The following is a 21,593-nucleotide window of genomic DNA, read 5'->3' on the forward strand; positions in this document are numbered from 1 at the left end:
GCGTCATATTCGCCGCGCGGCGCCCGCGCGCGCGTATCGTCGGCTGCACCATGAACCCGATCCTCTCGCTCTGCATCGTGCTGGCGCTTCTCGCGGTCGCCACCGTGCTCGGCCTCGCCTGGCGATCGGGCCTGGGCCGGGTTCATGAGAGCAGCGCCGCCGCCGAGCGGCTCGTCACGATTCGGTCGGCGGATGTCGCTGGCGCCGACGGCGCGCAGCCCCCGGTTTTCGGAAGCGGCGCCACGCTGCTGCAGTTCTCCACCGAGTTCTGCGCGCCGTGCCGGGCCACGCACACCCTGCTCGCCGGTATCGCCAGCGAGCGAGACGACGTGAGACACCTCGACATCGACCTGACGAACAGGCCGGAACTCGCACGGCACTTTGGCGTGATGCAGACGCCGACCACGCTGTTGCTTGATGCCGACGGCGTGGTGCGGGCCCGCATCGGTGGTGCACCGCGAAGCGCGGAATTGCGTGCCGCCCTGGCGAACGTTCTGCACGACCCCGCCACCATCACCCTGGAGAACAGCAATGCCCACACCGCAGCCTGATTCAGCCGCCCGACGATCTTCGGCCGGAATCGACCCACGCGGCCCTCGCTTCGGCGCCGGGATCACGGCCGTGCTGCTGCTCATCGATGTCTTCCTCGGTCTCAGCGGCCTCACAACGGCGGCCCTCGTGCTACTCGCGGTAGTGACCCTGCTGTTCGCGTGGGGTGCTTTCGCGGGAGTGCGCAGGCATCCGTACGGCTGGGTCTTCGCGCGCTTCGTGCGCCCCCGACTCGCCCCGCCCACGGAGCTCGAGGATGCGCTACCCCCAACCTTCGCGCAGGGCGTCGGCTTCGTCATCGCCCTGCTCGGAGTGGTGCTGCAGCTGCTGATACCAACCGGCCCCGTGCCCGTGATTCTGGTGGTGGCGGCGGCGCTCGCGTTCGTCGCTGCATTTCTCAATTCGGCGTTCGGATACTGCCTCGGCTGCCAGATCTATCTGCTGCTCGTGCGCACGGGAATCGTTCACCCTGCGCGCACCGCCGAAGGCTAGGCTGGTCAGTCACAACACCCCACGATCTGCCACGGCGTCCGCCGCAGCGATCCGGTGCTCTGATGGCTCGGGAGGAATCTCATGACACTGACCAGCGAAGCAACCTCGGTCTGGACCGGCGACCTGAAAACGGGTTCGGGACAACTCACCCTGGACTCCTCGCACGCGGCGGAATTCCCGGTGAACTGGAAGGCGCGGTCGGAGGGATCGACCGGCACCACGAACCCCGAGGAGCTCATCGGCGCAGCACATGCGGCCTGCTATTCGATGGCGTTCTCCAACATCCTCTCCGAGTTCGGTACGACCCCGGAGAACATCCAGGTGACGGCCGCCGTGACGTTCGATCCCGCGCAGGGAATCGTCGGCAGTCATCTGCTGGTGAATGCCACCGTTCCCGGCATCAGCGAAGAGGACTTCCAACGCCTGGCCGACGAGGCCAAGCGCACCTGCCCCGTCTCGCGGGCGCTTGCGGGCATCACCATCACGCTCGAAGCCGATCTCGCCTGAGACGTGGCAGCGGGAGCGAGATCACGACCACGTGAGAAACTGCGGGTGCTCGTCTCGGGGGCATCCGGTCTGATCGGAACCGAGCTGATTCGTCAGCTCGAGGCGGATGGGCACACCGTGCTGCGCCTCGTGCGACGACAGCCGGCGAACGATACCGAGTTCAACTGGGCACCATCGGCCCACATCGTCGACTTCACCCTGATGAATCAGGTGGACGCGGTCGTCAACCTCTCGGGGGCTCCGCTCGGCCATCTGCCCTGGACCCCGCGATACAAGCACCAGATTGTTCAGTCGCGCCTGCAGACCACGCAGGCGTTGACGGATGCCATGGGCATGGCATCCACACCCCCGCGCGTTCTGCTCAACGCGGCGGCGGTCGGTTACTACGGCGACCGCCCCGGAGAACGGCTCTCCGAATCGTCGAGCAAGGGCACCGGCTTTCTCGCCGACCTTGTCGAGTCGTGGGAGAACGCCGCGCAGCTCGCCCCGGAACGCACCCGCGTCGTGACGCTGCGCAGCGGACTCGTGCTCGCTCGTGGCGGGGCAATGAAGCCCCTGTTGCCGCTTGCGCGCCTCGGTCTGGCCGGACCTCTCGGCACGGGCGGCCAGCACTGGCCCTGGATCAGCCTGCACGATGAGGCCGCCGCCATCCGTCACCTGATCACTTCTGAGCTTTCCGGCCCGGTCAATCTGGCGGGTCCCACGCCGATCACCGCCGACGCACTGCTGCAGGGGCTTGCGACCCAGCTGCATCGCCCCTACGGACTACCCGTGCCGGAGGCACTGATCGGGCTCGCGCTTCAGGACGCCGGGCGCGAAATGCTGCTCGCCAGCCAGAAGGTCATTCCTACGCGACTTCTCGACGACGGATTCGTCTTTCGCCACGAGAGCGCGGATCAGGCCGTGCGCGCCCTGCTGGAGCGATAGAGCCGGATCGCCTCACGCAGGGCGTGGCGAGCTCGTCTGCGGTCACCGGATGCGTCGTAGGCAAGCCCCAGCCGAAACCAGGCACGCCAGCTCTGCGGCTCTGCCTCGACCTCGGCCTTGTACTTCGGGAACTCCTCGTCGGCGGCGTCTCGCAGCGGCCGGCCGCTGGCCCGGTGGGGCAACTCCTCGACGGGCAGATTGCCCTCGGAATCCAGGATGCGCACGAGCTTCTCGGTGCGCGCCCCGAACAGCAGTTCCCTGGCGATGGCCCAGACCGCGACGAGGGGCAGCACCATCAGGGCGATTCCCATGATGATGCCGACGGGCACGCCTGTCGCCACGAGCATGACCGCCCGCTGGGCGACCAGCACGATATAGAGCGCGAGCAGCGCAGCCATCACGAGGGCTGCAACCCGGTTTTTCATTCGGAACCACTCAGATCGATCAGGCTCTCGAGCCCGACCGTCACGCCCGTCGCACCCGCGGCCGCGCGCAGCGCAAGCAGGATTCCCGCTTCGTACGCGCTCGAGTCCACCGTGTTGTGCGCGATCGACAGCGTCTCCCCTGCACCGCCGAGCACGACCTCCTGGCGGGCCACGATTCCCTGCATCCGCATGCTGTGGATCGGCACGCTCGCGACCTGCTGCCCACGGGCACGCTGGTCGCTATGCGGCGCCACGACGGGGCCACGGGTGGCGCGCGCCTCACCGATCAGCTCGGCCGTGCGCACGGCGGTGCCCGAGGGCGAGTCGATCTTGGTCGCCCGGTGCGCCTCCACTATCTCAACGGAGTCGTAGAAGCGCGAGGCGGCGGCGGCGAACGAGGTGGCCAGCGCCGAGCCAAGCGAGAAGTTGGGAATGACGATGACGCCCTGCCCCTCGGCCAGACTGCTGCCGAGTGCGGCAATGCGCTCGGCGGTCCACCCCGAGGTGCCCACCACCACGTTCAGACCCTCTCCGAGGGCATATTCGACGATGGTCGCGCTGACGCTCGGCAGGGTCACGTCGAGCAGTACATTCGCACCGAGCATCTCGGTCAGCGGCGCCTTCGAATCCAGAGCGGCGACGAGTTCGAATTCCTCGGCCGCCTCTATCAGCCGCACGGCCACCGAACCGAGTTTGCCGGTCGCCCCGGTCACCGCCACGCGAATAGTCACCTAGACAATCTAGCCGCTGCCGATGACATGACCGAGCCGCGTGGATCGCCTGCGGCCTGGATCGCCTGTCGCACTGCCGGAGGCGCTGCTACGCCCTCGTCCGCACGGCGCATACGCTGTGAACGTGATCACCTTTCGTGAGACGTCCGTGACGGATGCGACGGCGCACCGGCTGCTCGGCGCGTACTTCGCCGAGCGCGCTCGAACCTTCCCGCCGGCGCAGGGCGCGTACCGCACCACATTCCCCACCGAGGAGCAGTTCGTCACCCCCGCCGGAGTCTTCCTGCTCGTCATAGACGAATCGGGAGAAGCGGTCGGATGCGGCGGCATCCGTCGGCTTCACGACGGCGACACCGTGCGCTACGAGATCAAGCACCTGTGGGTGAGCCCAACGACACGCGGAACAGGCGCGGGCCGCGCGCTGCTGGGAGAGCTCGAGAGGCGGGCGGCACTCTTCGGGGCCGAGGAGGCAGTGCTCGACACCAATGAGAGCCTTGAGGCCGCCGGCTCGCTCTACCGCAGCAGCGGCTACGAGTCGATACCGCCCTACAACGAAAACCCGAACGCAACGCACTGGTATGCGAAGAGGCTCATGCGCTCCGCTGGTTGAGGAGCAGCGCGCGTTAGCACGCTGAATAAGACGGGCCGAACGCAGTGAGGCTCATACCGAAGAGGAACGAGGCCTCGTCTCGAAACCGGCGTGTCCGCGGGTTTCGAGACGCTCGTTCCTCGCTCCTCAACCAGCGGAAGGGTTAGACGGGCTGCAGTTCGGGCAGGCCCGTACGCAGTTCGACCGGCAAATGGCCGAGGTCGTTGTGCACGACGAGCACGGGCGGCTTGGCCGAGCGCACTCGAATGATCGTGAGCCCGCAGTTCGCCTGGTTGAGACCCAGCCACCGCCATTCCGGGGCGTCAAAGACGTGGCGCACGAACCATCCGATGACGAAGTTGTGGGTAATCAGCAGGTCGTGGCGGTCACCGCGGGCCGGAGTCAGGTACTCGCTGACGGCATCCGCCATCTGGGCCCGCCCCGCATCGATCTGCTCCTCGGTGATGGCGCCGAAGAAGGAGTCGAAGACCTTGGGCAGATCGGGGCCCGGGCCAGAGGGAATGCAGTCGAACAGCAGGCTCGAGGGCTCCGGCTTGAGCGCAGGCAGGCGCTCGGCCATGATCGCGGCCGTCTCCGCCGCCCGGTTCAGCGGCGAGTGGTACACATTCGTGAAAGGCACGCCCCCCAGGCGTTCGGCGATGAGTTGCGCCTGGCGTTTGCCGCGGGGCGAGAGCGGGCCGTCCGGCAGGCCGTGCTCCGCGTCCTGCTGCTCGCCGTGGCGCACCAGGTAAAGGTAATGGGGCATCGTCGTCCCTCTCCGTGTGTTGTGTTTCTTCAGGTGTGAAGGTTTTAAGAGACGAGCGCGCTGAACGCGTCATCATCGACGGCACCGACGGCCGCCACGGAAATGTCTCGTGAGGCGAGATCGGCGGCGAGATCGCGCACACCGTCGGCGGTGACGAGCGCGACCCTGCGCAGGCTCTCGTCGAGATCGACGAACTCGCCGAGCGTGATCTCCGAGCGTCCGAGCCGCGACATGCGCGTGTCCGAGTCTTCGAGCGCTATCGCCGCGCCGCCCGAGAGTTGACCAACCGCACGCCGCATCTCGTCGTCGGTGACGCCGCCGTCGGCGAGCCGGTGCAATTCGGCCAGCATCAGTTCGGAGACCTGCGTGGCCTTCGCCGGCGCACACCCCGCGTAAAGGCCGAAGACCCCGGCGTCCGAGTATGACGCCGAGAACGAATAGACCGAATAGGCCAGGCCCCGCTTCTCGCGGATCTCCTGAAAGAGCCGGCTGGACATGCCGCCTCCGAGAATCGAGTTGAGCACGCTCATCGTGACCCGGCGTTCGTCTGAGGCGGTCAGCCCGGGAACACCCACAAGAATGTTGGCCTGCTCGATCGGCCGGCGCACGGTGACTATCGCGTTGGCCCGCTCGATGCTCGCGGCGGCCGTGCCACGACGCGCGACGGGCGCGGCCGTCAGCTCAGGATCCCAGCCGGCGGCGGCAAGCGCCTTCGTGACATCGGCAACAAGCCGGTCATGGTCGACGGCGCCGGCAACCGTGATGACAAGATCCTGGGGCCGGTAGTTGGCCCTGTAATGCTCGAAGACGGCGTCACGTGTCGCGGCGCGAATCGTCTCGGGGCTGCCACCGATGGGGCGTCCGAGCGGATGCGAGCCCAGCACCGCCTCGAAGAAGCGCTCGTTCACCACATCGGACGGGTCGTCTTCGGCCATCGAGAGTTCTTCGAGGATGACACCACGTTCATTCTCGAATTCGTCGGCATCAAGCAGCGAGGACGCCAGCATGTCCGCAATGACCTCGACCGCCATGGGCAGGTCGCGATCCTGGATCTTCGCGTAGTAGCAGGTGTATTCCTTGGCAGTCATGGCGTTGTGCTCGCCGCCGACCGAATCGAACGCTATGGCGATATCGAAGGCGCTGCGCTTCTCGGTGCCCTTGAACAGGAGATGCTCGAGAAAGTGCGTCGAGCCAAAACTCGAGGGGTGGCCGGGAGCAGAACCACGCGGCTTGCGGGCATCCGTCTCATCGCGCGAGCCCACCGCCACCCAGTAGCCGATGGTCGCCGTGCGCGAACCCGGCACGGATTCGCTGAGAATACGCACCCCGCTCGGCAGGATGCTGCGTCGAACACGAGCATCGCCGGATGCTGCAAAAGAGATTTCGGCGGCGTCAAGCGGGAGGTCGACTGCGCCGTTCATCACACTCAACCCTACGCCAGCACAACGACCGCCGTCAGAGTCATCCAATTTGTGGACAAACAGACTGGTCTGTCTAGGCTATACTGATCTGGACATCACGTCCGAACCGGGGCCTGCAAACCCGTTTCGGCTTACCGGGAGGCGACCCGAACGCCCCCCATGCACAAAAGGAGCCGTGCCGGATGGTTGACAATGCCCGATCGACCATCCGGCCGCCCGCTCCCGCGAAGCTCAAGATTCTCGCCACAGCGAACGACCTCTTCTACACCGAGGGAATCCACACCGTCGGGGTCGACCGCATCATCGCGGGCGCCCACGTGACCAAGGCAACCTTCTATAAGCACTACCGCTCGAAGGATCTGCTGATCATCGCGTATGTCGAGGGCCGCGACCGCGAGATTCGCGACTTCTTCGAGGACGCGGAGAAACGTCTCAGCGACCCTCGGGAAATCCTCCGCCAACTGACCAACCGAATCGGCGGAGAGGCAACACGTGAGGGCTTTCGCGGCTGCCCGTTCATCAATGCCGCGGCGCAGTTCGTCGACCCGAACCATCCGGTACGCCAGGCCGTGACGGTGCATCGCGACTGGTACAGCGACCGCATCGAGGAGCTCATGCGCGAGATGGGCCATCCCCACCCCGGCGACGCGGCGGACGACTATCTGCTCGCCCGCGACGGCGCACTCGCCGGCGGTTACGTGGGAGACTCGATAGCCGCGAATGCGGCCCTGCACCGCATCACCGAGCGGATTCTGGCAGAAGCGCCTTCACGCTAGGGCAGCACGCCGCAACCGTCAGTTCACGGTAGCCCGGTCGGGCCCTTCGACAGGCTCAGCGATCGGTAGCGACTACACCCTGTCGAGTTCGAGCATCTGCGCCCTCGTGAGACGGATGCTCGCGGCCAGCATGAGCGCGTCGACCTGCGCCGGCATGCTCGCGCTCGCAACCGGCGCGACAACGCTGCGCTTGGCCAGCAGCCAGGCCAAAGCAATGCTCGGGATGCTCGTATCGTGCTCAAGCGCTACCCGCTCGAGCGCGCCGAGCATGCGCGCTCCCTTTCGGCCCAGGTGCTCGGCGACCCTGGCCCCGCGCGCGCTGGAAGCCAGATCGGACCTGGAACGGTACTTGCCGGTGAGGTAGCCATCGGCGAGCGCGGCATACGGCATGACGGCCAGTCCCTGAGCCGCAGCGACGATGCGCAGGCCGCTCTCGAACTGCTCACGCTGCACGAGGTTGTAGCGCGACTGAATGGCCACGAACTTGGGCAACCCGGTTGAGGAGAGGATGCGCGCCTCGATCAGGCGTTCGGCCGGAAAATTCGACGCGGCGATGTACCTGACCTTGCCGGACTCAATGAGCCACTCCGCCGTCGAAAGGCTGTTCTCCAGCGGCACCGACGGGTCGTCGTCGTGAAAATAGAGCAGGTCGATGTGGTCGGTCTGCAATCGCTCGAGCGAGGCCTCGACCGCGCGCACGATGTTCACGGCGCCGAGCCCGGGCGCATCCGCATGCCTGCCGATCTTGGTGGCGAGCACGAGGTGGTCCCGATTGCCACGCTCGTGCATCCAGTTGCCGATGATCACCTCGCTACGGCCACCAGCGTAGCTGTCGGCCGTGTCGATGAAATTACCACCGAGCGCGTTGTAGCGGTCGAGGGTACGCGCCGAGCTCTCGCCGTCTGCCGTCCATCCGAAGACGCTGCCGCCGAGCGACAGCGGGTAAACAACCAGCTCGCTTTCGCCGATGCGCCTCGGGGCCACGATCGACAGCGGACCGGTGAGTTCGAGATCGTCGTCGATGTCACGCACGCCATCTATCGCGCCGCGGCCGGGCCGTACCAGAGCGGGCTGAGCCCCCGATGCCGCGTTTCTGGCACGATTCGGTTTGAGCTGTGGCATTGCCCCTCCCGTGCGTTTCGAGCCCCCGTTGAACTACAGGCACTCACCTCGAAACGGTGCCTGTGTTCGTAGCGTAAGCCATGCCGCAGACCTTGCCCGGTCACCACGAGTGAACTGTTATCAAATCTTTCATCATTGCCTGTTCGCGGGGGCATTCCACCCGCAAATGGGGCGGCGAATCGCGTCGGCCGACTTCAGTGGCCCGCCCGGCGCAGCACCGATTCGGCATGCCTCAGGAGCGGCCGGTCGACCATCTGCCCACGAAATCGAAACACTCCCGCTTCTCGACTCGCCGCGTCGAGAACGGCGCGAGCGAAGGCCAGCTCGCCGTCGTCGGGCCGGTACGCCTCGCGAATCACCGCAACCTGGCTGGGATGGATGCACGCCGTTGCCGCGAATCCGCTGGCCGCGGCATCCGCCGCCTCCTCTCGCAGCCCTGACACGTCAGCGATGGCAAGGTGCACCGTGTCGATGGCGGCCTTGCCATGGGCCGCCGCCGCCAGCAGCACGGTGGAGCGTGCGTATCTCGCCACCTCGCGGTAGCCCCCACCCGGAGACCTGCTGGAGGTGCCCGACAGCGAGGCCAGAAGATCCTCGGCGCCCCACATGAGAGCCACCACGCTGTCGTGCTGGGCGATCTGCGACGCGGCGAGCACGCCGGCCGCCGTCTCGCACAGCGCTATCACCTCGTAGCCGTCGAGCGCATCGAGCTGCCCGGCGCTGCCCGCCTTCGGCAGCATCACGGTGCGATAGTCGGATGCGGCGAGCGCTGCCAGGTCCTCGGTGAAATCTGCGCTGTCGGCCGGGTTCACGCGCACGATGGTGCGATCGGCCGGCAGCGGATGATTCAGGAGCGCAGCTCGCGCGGTATCGCGGGCATCGGGATCGACGGCGTCCTCGAGATCGATGATGACGGCATCCGCTCGCCCGAGGGCCTTCACATAGCGATCGGGCCGGTCGCCCGGAACGAACAGCAGCGCCGGACCCATCGCGAAGGTGCTCATTCGGTGGCCTCGTTCGCGCCCTGTGCTGCCCTCTCGCCCGCGCTCTGGCACCAGACGAGCGAGGAACGCACCGCGTCCGCCACGATCTCGCCGTGCTGGTTGAGCCCGGTGTGCCGAAAGGTCACGACGCCCTGGCCCGGCCGGGAGGCCGACAGGCGTTTGGCTACCACCACCGTTTCGCAGTAGAGCGTGTCGCCGTGGAACAGCGGATGCGGAAAGGAGACCTCCGCGAATCCCAGGTTCGCCACGATGGTGCCCTGGGTGAGCTGTGCAACCGAGGCACCCACGATCGTCGCGAGCGTGAACATGGAGTTCACCAGGCGCTGGCCGAATGGCTGGGTGGCCGAGAACGCCGCATCAAGATGAAGCGCCTGCGTGTTCATAGTGAGCGTGGTGAAGAGCACATTGTCGGCCTCCGTCACGGTGCGACCCGGGCGGTGCAGGTAGCGCGTCTCGAGCTCGAACTCCTCGTAGTACAGGCCGCGCTGTTCGATCTCTTTCATGTCGTCTCCTTTCAAGCCCTGCGGATGCTTCGCTCAGCCACCGAAACCGAGGGCGCGCGAGATGACCATGAGCTGCACCTCTGTCGTACCCTCACCGATCTCGAGAATCTTCGAGTCGCGGTAGTGGCGCGCCACGGGGTTCTCATTCATGAAGCCATAACCTCCGAAGATCTGGGTCGCATCGCGTGCGTTCGCCATCGCGGCGTCGCTTCCCACCATCTTGGCAATGGACGCCTCCATCTTGAAGGGCTTGCCCGCAGCGACCTTGTGTGCAGCGTCGTAGCAGGCGAGCCGCGCCGCGTGCACGCGGGCCTGCATGCGTGCGATGGTGAACGCGATGTGCTGGTTCGAGCCGATCGTGCGACCGAAGACGGTGCGGGACTTCGCGTAGCGCACGGCCTCTTCGAGGCAGCCTTGCGCGGCACCCGTGCACAGCGCCGAGAACGCGACGCGCCCCTCGTCGAGGGTCTGCAGAAAGTCGGCGAAGCCGCGCCCACGCTCGCCGAGCAGGTTCGCCTCCGGCACGCGCACGCCCGCCAAGGTGAGCGGGTGCGTGTCTGAGGTGTGCCAGCCCACCTTGTCGTAGCTCGGCTCCACCGTGAAGCCGGGGGTACCGCTCGGCACCAGAATCGCGCTCAGTTCCTTCTTCACCGAGCCATCGGCGCGCGTGGACTCCCCCGTCACGGCGGTGATGGTCACGAGCCGAGTGATCTCGGTGCCCGAGTTGGTGATGAACTGCTTGGTTCCGTCGATCACCCATTCGCCGTTCTCAAGCCGCGCGGTGGTCTTGGTTCCTGCGGCGTCGGAGCCGGCATCCGCCTCGGTGAGGCCGAAGCCGGCGAGCGCCTGGCCGCTGGTGAGCATCGGCAGCCACTCCTCTTTCTGGGCCTCGGTTCCGCGACGGAAGACGGGCATGACACCGAGGCCGACGCCGGCCTCGAGGGTGACGGCAATGCTCTGGTCCACCCGCGCGAGCTGCTCGATGGCCAGACACAGCGAGACGTAGTCCTTGCCCTGCCCGCCGTACTGCTGTGGAAACGGCAGGCCGAACAGCCCCATGCGACCCATCTGCGCGATGATGTCGTACGGCAGCGCGCGCTTGGTGTCGTACTCGTACGCGGCGGGAGCGACAACGCTGTCGGCGAAGTCGCGCACCTCCTCAAGCAGGCTCTGCTGCTGATCGCTCAACTCGATGCTGGCGAACGCGGTGGTGAAACTGTCGGTCATGATGCTGCTCCTTCTTGTCTCGCCGTCGCCGATTGTGTCGGTTCAGGCTCGTCTGGGGTGGCCGGCGCCGGGTCGGCAGCCTCAGCCGGGTCGATGCTGGCGAGAATCTGGTCGCTCTTCACGAGGTCGCCGACGGCGACGTGAATGCTCACGATTCCGTCAATCGTGGCCGTGAGACGGTGCTCCATCTTCATGGCCTCGACGGTCAGCAGGCTCTCCCCGACCTCGACGGTCTTCCCTGACGCGACAGAGACGGCGACCACGGTGCCGGGCATGGGGGTACGGATGTCGGGGCTGGCCTGGCCGGGCGTGCGGTTCAGGCCCGCCAGATGCTCGGCGCTGCGCGTCGCCTCGTCGAGAATCGTGAGCTCGAACGCGGCACCGGCGTCACCGATCCAGACGGATGCGCCCTGCCGCGCCACGCGCCGTGTGCGTGCGACGCCGTCGAGCTCCACGAGCAGCGTCGAGGCATCCCGCTGCTGGAAGCGTGCCCGGTGTTCACGGGATTCGATGGCGATGGATGCCTCGTGGGCGCCACCCGCGACGAACACGTCGACGACACGCTCGGGTCCCAGCCGAAAGCCATAGCGCACGGGGCGCGGGGAGCCGAGTCGCCAGCCGCTCGGCTTCAGCCATGGCGAGCCGTCTTCCGCGGCGACCTGCCGCTCGGCGTGCAGGGCCAGCGCCGCCGCCGTGAGAATGCCGTCATCCGGCTCGCGAAAAACCAAACCGTCGAGGCTGCGTTCGATGAGGCCCGTGTCGAGGTCGCCTGCCTGCACCTCGGGTTCGGCAAGCAGGGCCCGCAGGTATTCGAGGTTCGTGTGCAGGCCGAGCACGGTGGTGTGTTCAAGTGCCGCGTCCAGCCGGGTGAGCGCCTGCGCCCGATCCGCACCCCACGCGATCACCTTGGCCAGCATGGGGTCGTAGTCGGCACCAATCTGCAGCCCCGGCGCGAGTGCGCTGTCCACCCGAATCCCTTCGCCCTGCGCCTCCCGGAGCGCCAGCACGGTGCCGGTCGTGGGCAGGAAGCCGCGTTCCGGACTCTCCGCGTACACCCGCGCCTCGATGGCGTGGCCGCTCAGCGTGACCTCCGATTGGGCGATGCCCAGCGGCTCCCCGGCCGCGATGCGCAACTGCCACTCCACCAAGTCGATTCCGGTCACGAGCTCGGTGACCGGGTGTTCCACCTGCAGCCGAGTGTTCATCTCCATGAAGAAGAACTCCTCGGGCTGTGCTGCCGCCACCAGAAACTCCACGGTTCCGGCACCGGCATAGTCGACGCTGCGAGCGACCTGGCATGCCGCCTCGCCGATGCGCGCCCGCGTCGCCGCATCCAGCAGCGGCGAGGGGGCCTCCTCGATCACCTTCTGGTGCCGGCGTTGCAGCGAGCACTCCCGCTCCCCCAGGTGGATCACCCCGCCGTGCCCGTCGGCGAGAAGCTGTACCTCGATATGCCGCGGCGTCTCAACGAGACGCTCGAGAAAGAGGGTGTCGTCGCCGAAGGCGGATGCCGCCACCCGGCGGGCCGCCGCCAACCTGCTGTGCAGCTCACTCGCGTCGCGCACGACCTGCATGCCTTTTCCGCCGCCGCCGGCCGAGGGCTTGATGAGCAGCGGGTAGCCGACGGCGGGCGCGGCGGCGATGAGCGCCGCATCGTCGAGGCCCGGCTCGGCGACGCCGGGAATCGTGGGAACGCCGAACGATTCCACCTGCTTCTTGGCACGGATCTTGTCGCCCATGACCTCGAGGGCGTGCGTGGACGGGCCGATGAACACGATGCCCGCCTCGGCGCAGGCCGCGGCGAACGCCGCGTTCTCGGAGAGGAAGCCGTAGCCGGGGTGGATCGCCTCCGCGCCCGTCTGCTGCGCCGCCGCGATGATCGCCTCGACGTCGAGGTAACTCGCCTGTGCTGCCGCGGGGCCGATGCGCACGGCGATGTCGGCCAGGCCGACGTGCTTCGCACCACGATCGGCGTCGCTGTAGACGGCAACCGAGCGGATGCCAAGACGCGCCAGCGTCTCGATGATGCGGCAGGCTATCTCGCCGCGGTTGGCCACGAGAACCGTGCCGAACGGGCGCGCCACGGCGGGAGATGCGGGGCGCGCGGGACGGCGACCTGGGGAATCGGCGATGGTCATGTGCGTCACATCCGGAACAGGCCGAAGGCCGTGTCGGGCAGCGGCACGCGCGAGCACACATCGAGGGCGAGGCCCAGCACCGTGCGGGTATCTGCCGGGTCGATGATGCCGTCGTCCCACAGCCGCGCGGTCGAATAGTAGGGGCCGCCCTGCCGCTCGTATTGTTCGGCGATCGGTGCGCGGAACGCCGCCTCGTCCTCGGCCGACCATTGCTCGCCGCGGCCTTCGAGCTGCTCGCGTTTGACGGTGGCCAGCACGGATGCCGCCTGCGGGCCACCCATGACGGAGACCCGCGCGGCCGGCCACATCCACAGGAAACGTGGCGAGTACGCGCGTCCGCACATGGAGTAGTTGCCGGCACCGAACGAACCGCCGATCACCACCGTGAGCTTGGGCACCCGGGCCGTGGCAACGGCGGTGACCATCTTCGCTCCGTGCTTGGCGATGCCGCCGGCCTCCGCATCCGTTCCCACCATGAAGCCGGAGATGTTCTGCAGAAACACGAGCGGGATACCGCGCTGGTCGCACAATTCGATGAAGTGCGCGCCCTTCTGGGCGGACTCGCTGAAGAGCACGCCGTTGTTGGCCACGATGCCCACCGGATGCCCATGCAGGCGCGCGAAGCCTGTCACGAGCGTCGTGCCGTACTCCTTTTTGAACTCGTGGAACTCGCTGGCATCCACCAGTCGGGCAATCACCTCGTGCACGTCGTAGGAGGCCTGTACGTCGGTGGGGACCACACCGTAGAGCGTGGATTCCTCCGCCACCGGCGGCCGGCTCCGCTGCACCTCCCAGGCGGGTGCTGCCGCTTCGGGCAGCGTTGCCACGATGTCGCGCACTATCGCGAGGGCGTGTTCGTCGTCTTCGGCGAGATGATCGACGACGCCGGAGACGCGTGCGTGCAGTTCGCCGCCGCCAAGATCCTCGGCACTGACTATCTCGCCGATGGCGGCCTTCACGAGGGGTGGCCCGCCGAGGAAGATCGTGCCCTGGCCGCGCACGATCACCGTCTCGTCGCTCATGGCCGGCACGTAGGCACCGCCGGCCGTGCAGGATCCCAGCACCGCGGCGATCTGCGGAATCTTCGCCGCAGACATGCGCGCCTGGTTGTAGAAGATGCGCCCGAAGTGGTCGCGATCGGGAAAGACCTCGTCCTGCATCGGCAGGTAGGCGCCGCCCGAGTCGACGAGATAGATGCAGGGCAGTGCGTTCTCGAGGGCTATCTCCTGCGCGCGCAGATGCTTCTTCACCGTCATCGGAAAGTAGGTGCCGCCCTTGACGGTGGCGTCGTTGCAGATCACGAGCACGTGCCTGCCGTGAACAAGTCCGATGCCGGCGATCACTCCAGCGCCGGGGCATTCGTCGTCATAGAGTCCGTTCGCCGCGAGCGGCGCTATCTCAAGAAAGGGGCTGCCCGCATCCAGAAGTCGGTCGACACGTTCACGCGGCAGCAGCTTGCCGCGAGCGAGGTGACGCTCTCGGGAGCGTTCGGGGCCGCCTGCGGCGACCACGCGCATCCGCTCACGCAATTCATCGACGAGCATCCGCTGATCGGCCTCATTGCGCACGAACGCAGGTTCGGCGGAATTCACCGCGGACGCGAGGATCGGCATCGACTGTCCTCCTGGACATTTGAGTTAATGACAACTAACTTGAATTCAGGTTAGTAATGATTAACCGAAATGTCTAGAGTGGATGCCATGACCACGAGCGCAGAGACGGGTACCACCGAAGGCGCTGTACCCACGCAGCGCAGCCGCGCGAAGGCCGACAGGCGACGCGCCCTGCTCGACGCCGCCGCTGCGCTCTTCGCCCAGCGCGGCTTCAACGGCGTCTCCATCGAAGACCTCGGCGCCGCGGCAGGCGTGAGCGGTCCGGCCGTGTACCGGCATTTCAGCGGCAAGCAGGATGTGCTTGCCGCACTTCTCGTCGAGGTGAGCCACGATCTGCTCGACGGTGGAGCAGACGTCGTTTCGAACGCCGACGGCGACGACGACGCCCTGCGGGCGCTCATCCGCTTTCACGTGAGTTTCGCGCTCGCTCGCACCGATGTCATCCGCGTGCAGGACCGCGACCTCGACAGCCTGGCGGAGGCACCCCGCCGCGAGGTGCGCACGCTGCAGCGCGACTACATCGAACTATGGATCAGCGTGCTCGCCCGGCTGCACCCCGCCCCCGGCCGTGCCGAGCTGCGGATGCGCGTGCAGGCGACATTCGGACTGATCAACTCGACCCCGCACAGCGTGGGCGTGCGGGATCGCACGATCGACGACGCGACCAGCCGCCGCGTTCTCGAACTCATGGCCTGGTCAGGCCTGAACGCCTGAGCTGAGCGTCGCTCCTCACACCATCGCAAGCACTCGGGCGGGGTCGGCGAGGATACGACCGACGTCGGCCAGAAAGCGCGACGCCTGCTCGCCGTCGACGAGCCGATGGTCGAACGACAGGGTCAGCGTCATCACGCTACGCAGCGCGATGCCTCCCTCGAACTCCCATGGCTGGCGGCGAATGGTGCCCATTGCAAGAATCGCCGCCTCACCGGGATTCAGGATCGGGGTTCCTCCATCGACCCCGAACACTCCGACGTTGCTGATGGAAATGGTGCCGCCGCTCAACTCCTCCGGGCTCGATCGTCCCTCCTTAGCCGTGGCGACGAGCCCGGAGACAGCGGCGGCAAGCTGGGCGAGCGTGAGGGTCTCGGCCCTCGGGATGTTCGGCACCATGAGCCCGCGCGGGGTCGCCGCGGCGATGCCCAGGTTCACGGCGTGGAACTGCACAATCTGCTGTGCCGCCTCGTCCCAGTGCGAGTTGACCTCGGGGGTGCGCCCCACTGCAATGCAGAGCGCCTTCGCGACGGCCGTGAGGATGGTGACGCGCGCGCCCGCCAACTCGCCGGAGCGGGTGAGGCGTTCCAGCAGTTCGAGCGTCGGCGTGACATCAACGGTCATGAATGCACTCGCGTGCGGGGCGGTGAACGCGCTGGCGACCATGGCCTCGGCCGTGCGCTTGCGCACGCCCTTGATCGGGATGCGCGTCTCGCCCTCGCTAGGGTGCTCGGGCAGAGCGGATGCCGCTTCGCCGGTCGGCAGGTTGCGCACCCTCCGCGCGGGGCGCGCTCCGGTCTCCGCCTTCGCGCCGTAGCCGACGAGGTTGGGGAGGATGGGGTCCTCGATGGTCGTCGAAGGATCTGCAGGCCCTTCGAGACGGCCGCGGGCGGCCTCCTCAGGGAGCGGGGACTCAGGGATCGGCGATAGCGGCTCCCCATCCACCTCGAAGGCCACGATCTTCTCCCCCACGTTCACGGTGACGCCCGGCTCCACATACAGTCGGGTCACCACGCCGGCATACGGCGAGGGCAGCTCCACGAGCGCCTTGGCCGTCTCCACATCGGCGATGATCTGGTTGAGTTCAACGGTGTCGCCCACCTTGACGTTCCACGATACGAGCTCGCTCTCGGTGAGCCCCTCGCCGAGATCCGGCAGCATGAAATCCTTCACGGTCATCTCAGGCCACCACCCCGGTGAGAGAGTGAGGGCGGCCCAGAGCTCGGTCGACACCGTCGAGAATGCGATCCAGGTCGGGCAGGTAGTGGCTCTCCAGCTTGGCAACCGGATACGGCACGTCGAAGCCCGTCACGCGCACCGGCGCATGCCTCAGCTCGGCGAAACAGCGTTCCGTGATACTCGCGGCGACTTCGGCACCGAGCCCTCCGGAGAGCGCAGCCTCGTGTGTGACAACGAGCCGACCCGTCTTGCGAACGGATGCCTCCACCGTCTCGAAATCGATGGGCGAGAGCGAACGCAGATCGATGACCTCGATGGAGATCCCCTCGTCCGATGCGGCGACGGCGGCATCGCAGGCCGTGCCGACAAGAGGTCCGTAGGTCACGAGCGTCGCATCCGTACCCGGCATCACGATGCGCGCTCTGCCCATCGGCAGGGCCTCCGACAGGGGTGCCGCCTCATCGACCTCCCCCTTCACGTGGTAGCGCCGTTTCGGTTCGAAATACAGCACGGGATCGTCGCTGGCGATGGCCTGGCGAATCATCGTGAACGCATCCTGCGCCGTGGAAACGCTGACGACCCGCAGCCCGGCCGCATGCGCGAAATACGCCTCGGGCGAGTCGGAGTGGTGCTCGGCCGAGCCGATACCCCCGCCGAAGGGCACCCGAATCGTGAGAGGCATCGACACGCGCCCCTGGGTGCGCCCACGCATGCGGGCCACCTGGCTGACGATCTGGTCGAATGCCGGGTAGATGAAACCGTCGAACTGGATCTCGCACACCGGTCGGTAGCCGCGATACGCCAGTCCGACGGCAGCCCCGAGGATGCCGGATTCCGCGAGCGGCGTGTCCATGACGCGGCGTTCCCCGAAATCACGCTGCAGCCCGTCCGTCACGCGGTAGACACCGCCCAGCTTGCCAATGTCCTCGCCCATGAGCACGACCTTCTCATCGGCCTTCAGCGCCTCGCGCAGACCGGCCGTGATGGCCTTCGCCATTGTCAGCGTGGTCACCGGTCGATCCCCTCCGGCTGGTCTGCCGAGACGAACGTCTGCAGATAACGGCTGTAGTGATCGCGCTGCCGGGCCAGCCCGGTGTGAGGCTCGGCGAAGATGTTGTCGAAGACCGAGAGCGGCTCGGGATCTTTCACATCGAGACAGGCCGCGCGCAGTTGCGCCGCCACGGCATCCGACTTCGCCTTCACCGTGGCCTCCCGCTCACTGGTGAGAACGCCGGTTCGGCGCAACAGTGCGGCCAGGCGGTCGATCGGGTCTTTGGCCGCCCAGGCGGCCAGCTCGGCCGGGTCACGGTACCGGGTAGGATCGTCGGCCGTCGTGTGCGGCCCCATCCGGTACGTGACGGCCTCGATGAAAGTCGGGCCGCCGCCGCGCCTGGCGCGCTCGAGCGCGAGCCGGGTGACGGCCATGACGGCGAGCACGTCGTTGCCGTCGACACGCACGCTCGGAATGCCGAAGCCCGGCGCTCGGTTTGCGATGGGCGTGCGCGCCTGCAGGCTCACCGGTTCGGAGATGGCCCACTGGTTGTTCTGGCAGAAGAAGATCACGGGCGCCTGGTATGTCGCGGCAAAGATCATGGCCTCGTTCACGTCGCCCTCGCTCGTTGCGCCGTCACCGAAGTACGCCATCGCCACGGCGTCAGAGCCGTCGTTCTGAATGCCGAGGGCGTAGCCGGTGGCGTGTAGCGTCTGGGCGCCGATGATCACCTGGGGCGTCGCCATATTGACCGAATACGGGTTCCAGCCGGATGCCGCGGCACCGCGCCACACCGGCACCAGCTGGTCAACCGTCACACCGCGGCAGTATGCCACCGCGTTCTCGCGGTAGCTGGAGAAGACGAAGTCATCTTTTTGCAGGGCACGCCCCGAACCGATTTGGGCGGCCTCCTGGCCGAGCAGCGGCGGCCACAGGCCGAGCTCGCCCTGGCGCTGCAGCGCGGTGGCCTCGGCGTCGATGCGACGCACCACCACCATGTCCTCATAGAGGCTGACCAGTTGTTCGTCAGTGAGGTCGGCGATCCACGAGTCATAACGCGCATTGCCCACACGCACGCCGTCGGGGGTGAGGAGTTGCACGAGCCCCGCATCGGTGCTCGTCTCGCGCGCCGTGTCGGTGGCACCGTCGCTAGTCGCGGTCTGGCTCGAGGAGCCCTGATTCGTCGTCGCGCCGGTGGGGGCGAGGTGAAGAAGTGAAATGCTTCCGATGGTTGTTTCGGTCGACATCGTTGCACGCAACCTTTGCATTCGCGCGATCGATCGTGGCGCTTGTGGCGTCGTGATCGGCTCTCGGCCTCTTTGCCAAAAGTGTTTTAAGGCTACGCGCATCGGTCAGGGTGTACAACGGTAGAGAAGTTCAGTGCGCAATTTGAGTGATTTGAGCGCACTCGAGGCGTCACAGTGTGGCACTTTGCCCAGAACGACGGATGCCCGCCCCGCGTGAAGCGGAACGGGCATCCGTCTGTGCAGTTACGTTGTTACACGTCGGCGCCTTCGGCCGGGGCCACAGGACCCTCGGAGTGAGCGTCGCTGCCGTGCGTGTCTGCCTCGTCGGCGACCACGGGAGCAAGCGAGAGCTTGCCACGGTCGTCGATCTTGGTGATCTCCACCAGGATCTTCTGGCCGACACCGAGCACGTCTTCGACGTTCTCGACACGCTTGCCACCGGCGAGCTTGCGCACCTCGGAGATGTGCAGCAGGCCGTCCTTACCGGGAAGCAGCGAAACGAACGCGCCGAACGTGGCGATCTTGACGACGGTTCCGAGGAACTGCTCGCCCACCTCCGGGTTGGTCGGGTTGGCGATGGCGTTGACCTGCGCGCGCGCAGCCTCGGCCGAGGGTCCGTCGACGGCGCCGATGTACACGGTGCCGTCTTCCTCGATCGAGATGTCCGCACCGGTCTCGTCCTGGATGGCGTTGATCGTCTTGCCCTTCGGGCCGATCAGCTCGCCGATCTTGTCGACGGGAATGTTGACCGAGATCACGCGCGGCGCGGTCGGGGCCATCTCGTCGGGAGCGTCGATGGCGGCGTTGAGCACGCTGAGGATCGTGGTGCGTGCATCCTTCGCCTGCTTGAGCGCGCCATCGAGCACCGACGACGGCAGTCCGTCGAGCTTGGTGTCGAGCTGGATCGCCGTGACGAACTCGCTCGTTCCCGCGACCTTGAAGTCCATGTCGCCGAGCGCGTCTTCTGCACCGAGGATGTCGGTGAGCGCCGCGTAGCGGGTCTCGCCGTCAACGGTGTCGGAGACGAGGCCCATGGCGATGCCCGCGACGGGCGCGCGCAGCGGCACACCGGCGTTGAGCAGCGACAGGGTCGAGGCACAGACGGAACCCATCGAGGTGGAACCGTTGGAACCGAGGGCCTCAGAGACCTGACGGATCGCGTACGGGAACTCCTCGCGGCTCGGCAGAACCGGTGCGAGTGCGCGCTCGGCCAGGAAGCCGTGCCCGATCTCTCGACGCTTCGGCGAACCGACGCGGCCGGTCTCACCGGTCGAGTACGGCGGGAAGTTGTAGTGGTGCAGGTAACGCTTCTTCGTGACCGGGCTCAGCGAGTCGATCTGCTGCTCCATCTTGAGCATGTTCAGCGTGGTGACACCCAGAATCTGGGTCTCGCCACGCTGGAAGATCGCGCTGCCGTGCACGCGCGGGATGACCTGCACCTCGGCGTCGAGCGGGCGGATGTCCGCGAGCCCGCGACCGTCCATGCGGATGCCGTCACGCAGGATGCGACCGCGAACCACAACCTTGGTGACCGACTTGTACGCGCCGGAGACCTGGTTGTTGGCTGACTCGGGCAGCTCGCCCGCCGTGACCTTGGCCGCGATGAACTCCTTGGTGCGCGCCTTCAGCGCGTCATCGGCGTCCTGGCGGGCGATCTTCTCGGCGATCTGGTAGACCTTCGACAGCTCGTCGTAGGCGAAGCCGGCGACCGCGTCGTAGGTGGCCTGCTCGTACGGCGGGAAGACCGGGTACTCGGCGACAGGCTTGGCAGCCTGCTTCGCGAGCTCTGCCTGTGCGGCGACGAGCTGCTTGAGGAACGGCTTGGAGGCCTCGAGGCCCTGGGCCACAACCTCTTCGTTCGGCTTCGTTGCGCCGCCACGAATCAGGTTCCAGCTGTTCTCGGTTGCCTCGGCCTCGACCATCATGATCGCGACATCCTCGACACCGTTCGCGTCGGTGACGACGCGGCCAGCCACGACGAGGTCGAAGACGGCCTCGGCGATCTGGTCGTGGTTCGGGAAGGCGACCCACTGGTCATCCGCCTTGTTCGCACCGGGGATGAGCGCGAGGCGCACGCCACCGATGGGACCGGAGAACGGAACACCGGAGATCTGGCTGGATGCCGACGCCGCGTTGATAGCGAGCGCGTCATAGTACTCACCGGGAGCGATGCTGAGCACCGTGATGACGACCTGCACCTCGTTGCGGAGGCCGGCGACGAACGACGGGCGCAGCGGCCGGTCGATCAGGCGGCAGACGAGAATGGCCTCGGTGGAGGGGCGACCCTCGCGGCGGAAGAACGAGCCGGGGATCTTGCCGGCCGCGTAGCTGCGCTCTTCGACGTCGATGGTGAGCGGAAAGAAGTCGAAGTTGTCCTTCGGAGTCTTGCCGATCGAGGTGGCGGAAAGAAGCATGGTGTCTTCGTCGAGGTACGCGGCGACCGCGCCCTGTGCCTGCTGCGCAAGACGGCCCGCTTCGAAGCGAACCGTGCGCTTGCCGAACTTGCCGTTATCGAGAACGGCTTCGGCGAATTTGATTTCTGGACCCTCCATAGGGGGGTTTCTCCTTTGTTTTATGTCGCTCCCCGTGTGGGCGCGACGCGTCAAGGAGCAGGAGCGGGCAGGAAGGGGCGCGCGCCCGAATAGGCGTGATCGCGCTTTGGCATCTGCTCTGGC

The 21,593-nt window shown here is 66.9% G+C and carries 21 protein-coding genes; 7 read left to right on the forward strand and 14 right to left on the reverse strand.

Annotation, left to right across the window (positions count from 1 at the left end; translation table 11 throughout):
• Positions 1 to 50: 50 nt before the first annotated feature.
• From ASC63_RS15045 to ASC63_RS15060, 4 genes are all read left to right on the forward strand, one after another.
• Entirely contained in the window at positions 51 to 551 is a 501-nt protein-coding gene (locus tag ASC63_RS15045) for a TlpA family protein disulfide reductase (RefSeq protein ID WP_055816181.1), read from the forward strand.
• Positions 532 to 1,041 carry a DUF4395 domain-containing protein gene (locus ASC63_RS15050; protein WP_055816184.1) on the forward strand — a complete coding sequence of 170 codons (510 nt, stop codon included), beginning with the start codon at positions 532 to 534 and terminating at the stop codon, positions 1,039 to 1,041. The genes ASC63_RS15045 and ASC63_RS15050 overlap by 20 nt, the downstream gene beginning before the upstream one ends.
• A gap of 81 nt (positions 1,042 to 1,122) precedes the next feature.
• The gene (locus ASC63_RS15055; protein ID WP_055816187.1) at positions 1,123 to 1,548 is read left to right on the forward strand and encodes an OsmC family protein; all 426 of its coding nucleotides are present in this window, start codon (positions 1,123 to 1,125) and stop codon (positions 1,546 to 1,548) included.
• Between the two features lie 45 nt (positions 1,549 to 1,593).
• Positions 1,594 to 2,475, forward strand: a complete 882-nt coding sequence (locus ASC63_RS15060) for a TIGR01777 family oxidoreductase (RefSeq protein WP_327063366.1) — start codon at positions 1,594 to 1,596, stop codon at positions 2,473 to 2,475.
• Here ASC63_RS15060 and ASC63_RS15065 read toward each other — a convergent pair.
• Complete coding sequence (locus ASC63_RS15065; protein WP_055816195.1) at positions 2,445 to 2,900, reverse strand: tetratricopeptide repeat protein; 456 nt, start codon at positions 2,898 to 2,900, stop codon at positions 2,445 to 2,447. The genes ASC63_RS15060 and ASC63_RS15065 overlap by 31 nt on opposite strands.
• Positions 2,897 to 3,631 carry a 4-hydroxy-tetrahydrodipicolinate reductase gene (gene dapB / locus ASC63_RS15070; protein ID WP_055816198.1) on the reverse strand — a complete coding sequence of 245 codons (735 nt, stop codon included), beginning with the start codon at positions 3,629 to 3,631 and terminating at the stop codon, positions 2,897 to 2,899. The genes ASC63_RS15065 and dapB overlap by 4 nt, the downstream gene beginning before the upstream one ends.
• A 124-nt stretch (positions 3,632 to 3,755) precedes the next feature.
• On the opposite strand from dapB, the gene ASC63_RS15075 reads away from it, so the two are divergent.
• On the forward strand, positions 3,756 to 4,241 hold the full coding sequence (locus tag ASC63_RS15075) for a GNAT family N-acetyltransferase (protein ID WP_055816624.1): 486 nt from the start codon (positions 3,756 to 3,758) through the stop codon (positions 4,239 to 4,241).
• Positions 4,242 to 4,383: 142 nt separating this feature from the next.
• Here ASC63_RS15075 and ASC63_RS15080 read toward each other — a convergent pair whose 3' ends face one another.
• Both ASC63_RS15080 and ASC63_RS15085 read right to left on the reverse strand, forming a co-directional pair.
• The gene (locus ASC63_RS15080; RefSeq protein ID WP_055816201.1) at positions 4,384 to 4,986 is read right to left on the reverse strand and encodes a histidine phosphatase family protein; all 603 of its coding nucleotides are present in this window, start codon (positions 4,984 to 4,986) and stop codon (positions 4,384 to 4,386) included.
• 44 nt (positions 4,987 to 5,030) lie between these two features.
• Positions 5,031 to 6,407 carry a M16 family metallopeptidase gene (locus ASC63_RS15085; RefSeq protein ID WP_055816206.1) on the reverse strand — a complete coding sequence of 459 codons (1,377 nt, stop codon included), beginning with the start codon at positions 6,405 to 6,407 and terminating at the stop codon, positions 5,031 to 5,033.
• Between the two features lie 182 nt (positions 6,408 to 6,589).
• On the opposite strand from ASC63_RS15085, the gene ASC63_RS15090 reads away from it, so the two are divergent.
• Positions 6,590 to 7,183 carry a TetR/AcrR family transcriptional regulator gene (locus ASC63_RS15090; RefSeq protein ID WP_055816208.1) on the forward strand — a complete coding sequence of 198 codons (594 nt, stop codon included), beginning with the start codon at positions 6,590 to 6,592 and terminating at the stop codon, positions 7,181 to 7,183.
• A 72-nt stretch (positions 7,184 to 7,255) separates the two neighbouring features.
• On the opposite strand, the gene ASC63_RS15095 is transcribed toward ASC63_RS15090, so the two are convergent.
• From ASC63_RS15095 to ASC63_RS15120, 6 genes are all read right to left on the reverse strand, one after another.
• The gene (locus ASC63_RS15095; protein WP_082487909.1) at positions 7,256 to 8,305 is read right to left on the reverse strand and encodes an aldo/keto reductase; all 1,050 of its coding nucleotides are present in this window, start codon (positions 8,303 to 8,305) and stop codon (positions 7,256 to 7,258) included.
• A gap of 194 nt (positions 8,306 to 8,499) precedes the next feature.
• Positions 8,500 to 9,309: an HpcH/HpaI aldolase/citrate lyase family protein gene (locus tag ASC63_RS15100; protein WP_055816211.1), complete on the reverse strand. Its 810-nt coding sequence runs from the start codon at positions 9,307 to 9,309 to the stop codon at positions 8,500 to 8,502.
• On the reverse strand, positions 9,306 to 9,812 hold the full coding sequence (locus ASC63_RS15105; RefSeq protein WP_055816214.1) for a MaoC family dehydratase: 507 nt from the start codon (positions 9,810 to 9,812) through the stop codon (positions 9,306 to 9,308). The genes ASC63_RS15100 and ASC63_RS15105 overlap by 4 nt, the downstream gene beginning before the upstream one ends.
• Positions 9,813 to 9,845: 33 nt before the next feature.
• Positions 9,846 to 11,039 carry an acyl-CoA dehydrogenase family protein gene (locus ASC63_RS15110; RefSeq protein ID WP_055816217.1) on the reverse strand — a complete coding sequence of 398 codons (1,194 nt, stop codon included), beginning with the start codon at positions 11,037 to 11,039 and terminating at the stop codon, positions 9,846 to 9,848.
• Positions 11,036 to 13,177: an acetyl/propionyl/methylcrotonyl-CoA carboxylase subunit alpha gene (locus ASC63_RS15115; RefSeq protein WP_082487935.1), complete on the reverse strand. Its 2,142-nt coding sequence runs from the start codon at positions 13,175 to 13,177 to the stop codon at positions 11,036 to 11,038. The genes ASC63_RS15110 and ASC63_RS15115 overlap by 4 nt, the downstream gene beginning before the upstream one ends.
• A 5-nt stretch (positions 13,178 to 13,182) precedes the next feature.
• Positions 13,183 to 14,790 carry a carboxyl transferase domain-containing protein gene (locus ASC63_RS15120; protein ID WP_055816220.1) on the reverse strand — a complete coding sequence of 536 codons (1,608 nt, stop codon included), beginning with the start codon at positions 14,788 to 14,790 and terminating at the stop codon, positions 13,183 to 13,185.
• Positions 14,791 to 14,877: 87 nt separating this feature from the next.
• Between ASC63_RS15120 and ASC63_RS15125 the strand changes: the two genes are divergently transcribed.
• Positions 14,878 to 15,504, forward strand: coding sequence for a TetR/AcrR family transcriptional regulator (locus tag ASC63_RS15125; protein ID WP_055816632.1), 627 nt, complete (start codon positions 14,878 to 14,880; stop codon positions 15,502 to 15,504).
• A gap of 15 nt (positions 15,505 to 15,519) precedes the next feature.
• Here the strand turns inward: ASC63_RS15125 and ASC63_RS15130 are convergent, their stop codons facing one another.
• The 4 genes from ASC63_RS15130 to ASC63_RS15145 form a co-directional block, all read right to left on the reverse strand.
• Positions 15,520 to 16,680 (reverse strand): dihydrolipoamide acetyltransferase family protein, encoded by a 1,161-nt coding sequence (locus ASC63_RS15130; RefSeq protein ID WP_055816637.1) that lies wholly within the window; start codon positions 16,678 to 16,680, stop codon positions 15,520 to 15,522.
• A gap of 1 nt (position 16,681) precedes the next feature.
• Positions 16,682 to 17,692, reverse strand: a complete 1,011-nt coding sequence (locus ASC63_RS15135; RefSeq protein ID WP_055816223.1) for an alpha-ketoacid dehydrogenase subunit beta — start codon at positions 17,690 to 17,692, stop codon at positions 16,682 to 16,684.
• Positions 17,689 to 18,918, reverse strand: a complete 1,230-nt coding sequence (gene pdhA, locus ASC63_RS15140) for a pyruvate dehydrogenase (acetyl-transferring) E1 component subunit alpha (protein WP_082487910.1) — start codon at positions 18,916 to 18,918, stop codon at positions 17,689 to 17,691. The genes ASC63_RS15135 and pdhA overlap by 4 nt, the downstream gene beginning before the upstream one ends.
• A 251-nt stretch (positions 18,919 to 19,169) precedes the next feature.
• Positions 19,170 to 21,470 carry a polyribonucleotide nucleotidyltransferase gene (locus ASC63_RS15145; RefSeq protein WP_055816227.1) on the reverse strand — a complete coding sequence of 767 codons (2,301 nt, stop codon included), beginning with the start codon at positions 21,468 to 21,470 and terminating at the stop codon, positions 19,170 to 19,172.
• Positions 21,471 to 21,593: the final 123 nt, after the last annotated feature.

The organism is Leifsonia sp. Root112D2, assembly GCF_001424905.1.
In the GTDB taxonomy this organism is placed as follows: domain Bacteria; phylum Actinomycetota; class Actinomycetes; order Actinomycetales; family Microbacteriaceae; genus Root112D2.

Bases quoted from the DNA above. Each gene is read 5' to 3' on its own strand.
- ASC63_RS15045 (WP_055816181.1), top strand. From the start codon at position 51: ATGAACCCGATCCTCTCGCTCTGCATCGTGCTGGCGCTTCTCGCGGTC.
- ASC63_RS15050 (WP_055816184.1), top strand. From the start codon at position 532: ATGCCCACACCGCAGCCTGATTCAGCCGCCCGACGATCTTCGGCCGGA.
- ASC63_RS15055 (WP_055816187.1), top strand. From the start codon at position 1,123: ATGACACTGACCAGCGAAGCAACCTCGGTCTGGACCGGCGACCTGAAA.
- ASC63_RS15065 (WP_055816195.1), bottom strand. From the start codon at position 2,900: ATGAAAAACCGGGTTGCAGCCCTCGTGATGGCTGCGCTGCTCGCGCTC.
- ASC63_RS15080 (WP_055816201.1), bottom strand. From the start codon at position 4,986: ATGCCCCATTACCTTTACCTGGTGCGCCACGGCGAGCAGCAGGACGCG.
- ASC63_RS15085 (WP_055816206.1), bottom strand. From the start codon at position 6,407: ATGAACGGCGCAGTCGACCTCCCGCTTGACGCCGCCGAAATCTCTTTT.
- ASC63_RS15090 (WP_055816208.1), top strand. From the start codon at position 6,590: ATGGTTGACAATGCCCGATCGACCATCCGGCCGCCCGCTCCCGCGAAG.
- ASC63_RS15095 (WP_082487909.1), bottom strand. From the start codon at position 8,305: ATGCCACAGCTCAAACCGAATCGTGCCAGAAACGCGGCATCGGGGGCT.
- ASC63_RS15100 (WP_055816211.1), bottom strand. From the start codon at position 9,309: ATGAGCACCTTCGCGATGGGTCCGGCGCTGCTGTTCGTTCCGGGCGAC.
- ASC63_RS15105 (WP_055816214.1), bottom strand. From the start codon at position 9,812: ATGAAAGAGATCGAACAGCGCGGCCTGTACTACGAGGAGTTCGAGCTC.
- ASC63_RS15110 (WP_055816217.1), bottom strand. From the start codon at position 11,039: ATGACCGACAGTTTCACCACCGCGTTCGCCAGCATCGAGTTGAGCGAT.
- ASC63_RS15115 (WP_082487935.1), bottom strand. From the start codon at position 13,177: ATGACCATCGCCGATTCCCCAGGTCGCCGTCCCGCGCGCCCCGCATCT.
- ASC63_RS15120 (WP_055816220.1), bottom strand. From the start codon at position 14,790: ATGCCGATCCTCGCGTCCGCGGTGAATTCCGCCGAACCTGCGTTCGTG.
- ASC63_RS15125 (WP_055816632.1), top strand. From the start codon at position 14,878: ATGACCACGAGCGCAGAGACGGGTACCACCGAAGGCGCTGTACCCACG.
- ASC63_RS15130 (WP_055816637.1), bottom strand. From the start codon at position 16,680: ATGACCGTGAAGGATTTCATGCTGCCGGATCTCGGCGAGGGGCTCACC.
- pdhA (WP_082487910.1), bottom strand. From the start codon at position 18,918: ATGTCGACCGAAACAACCATCGGAAGCATTTCACTTCTTCACCTCGCC.
- ASC63_RS15145 (WP_055816227.1), bottom strand. From the start codon at position 21,470: ATGGAGGGTCCAGAAATCAAATTCGCCGAAGCCGTTCTCGATAACGGC.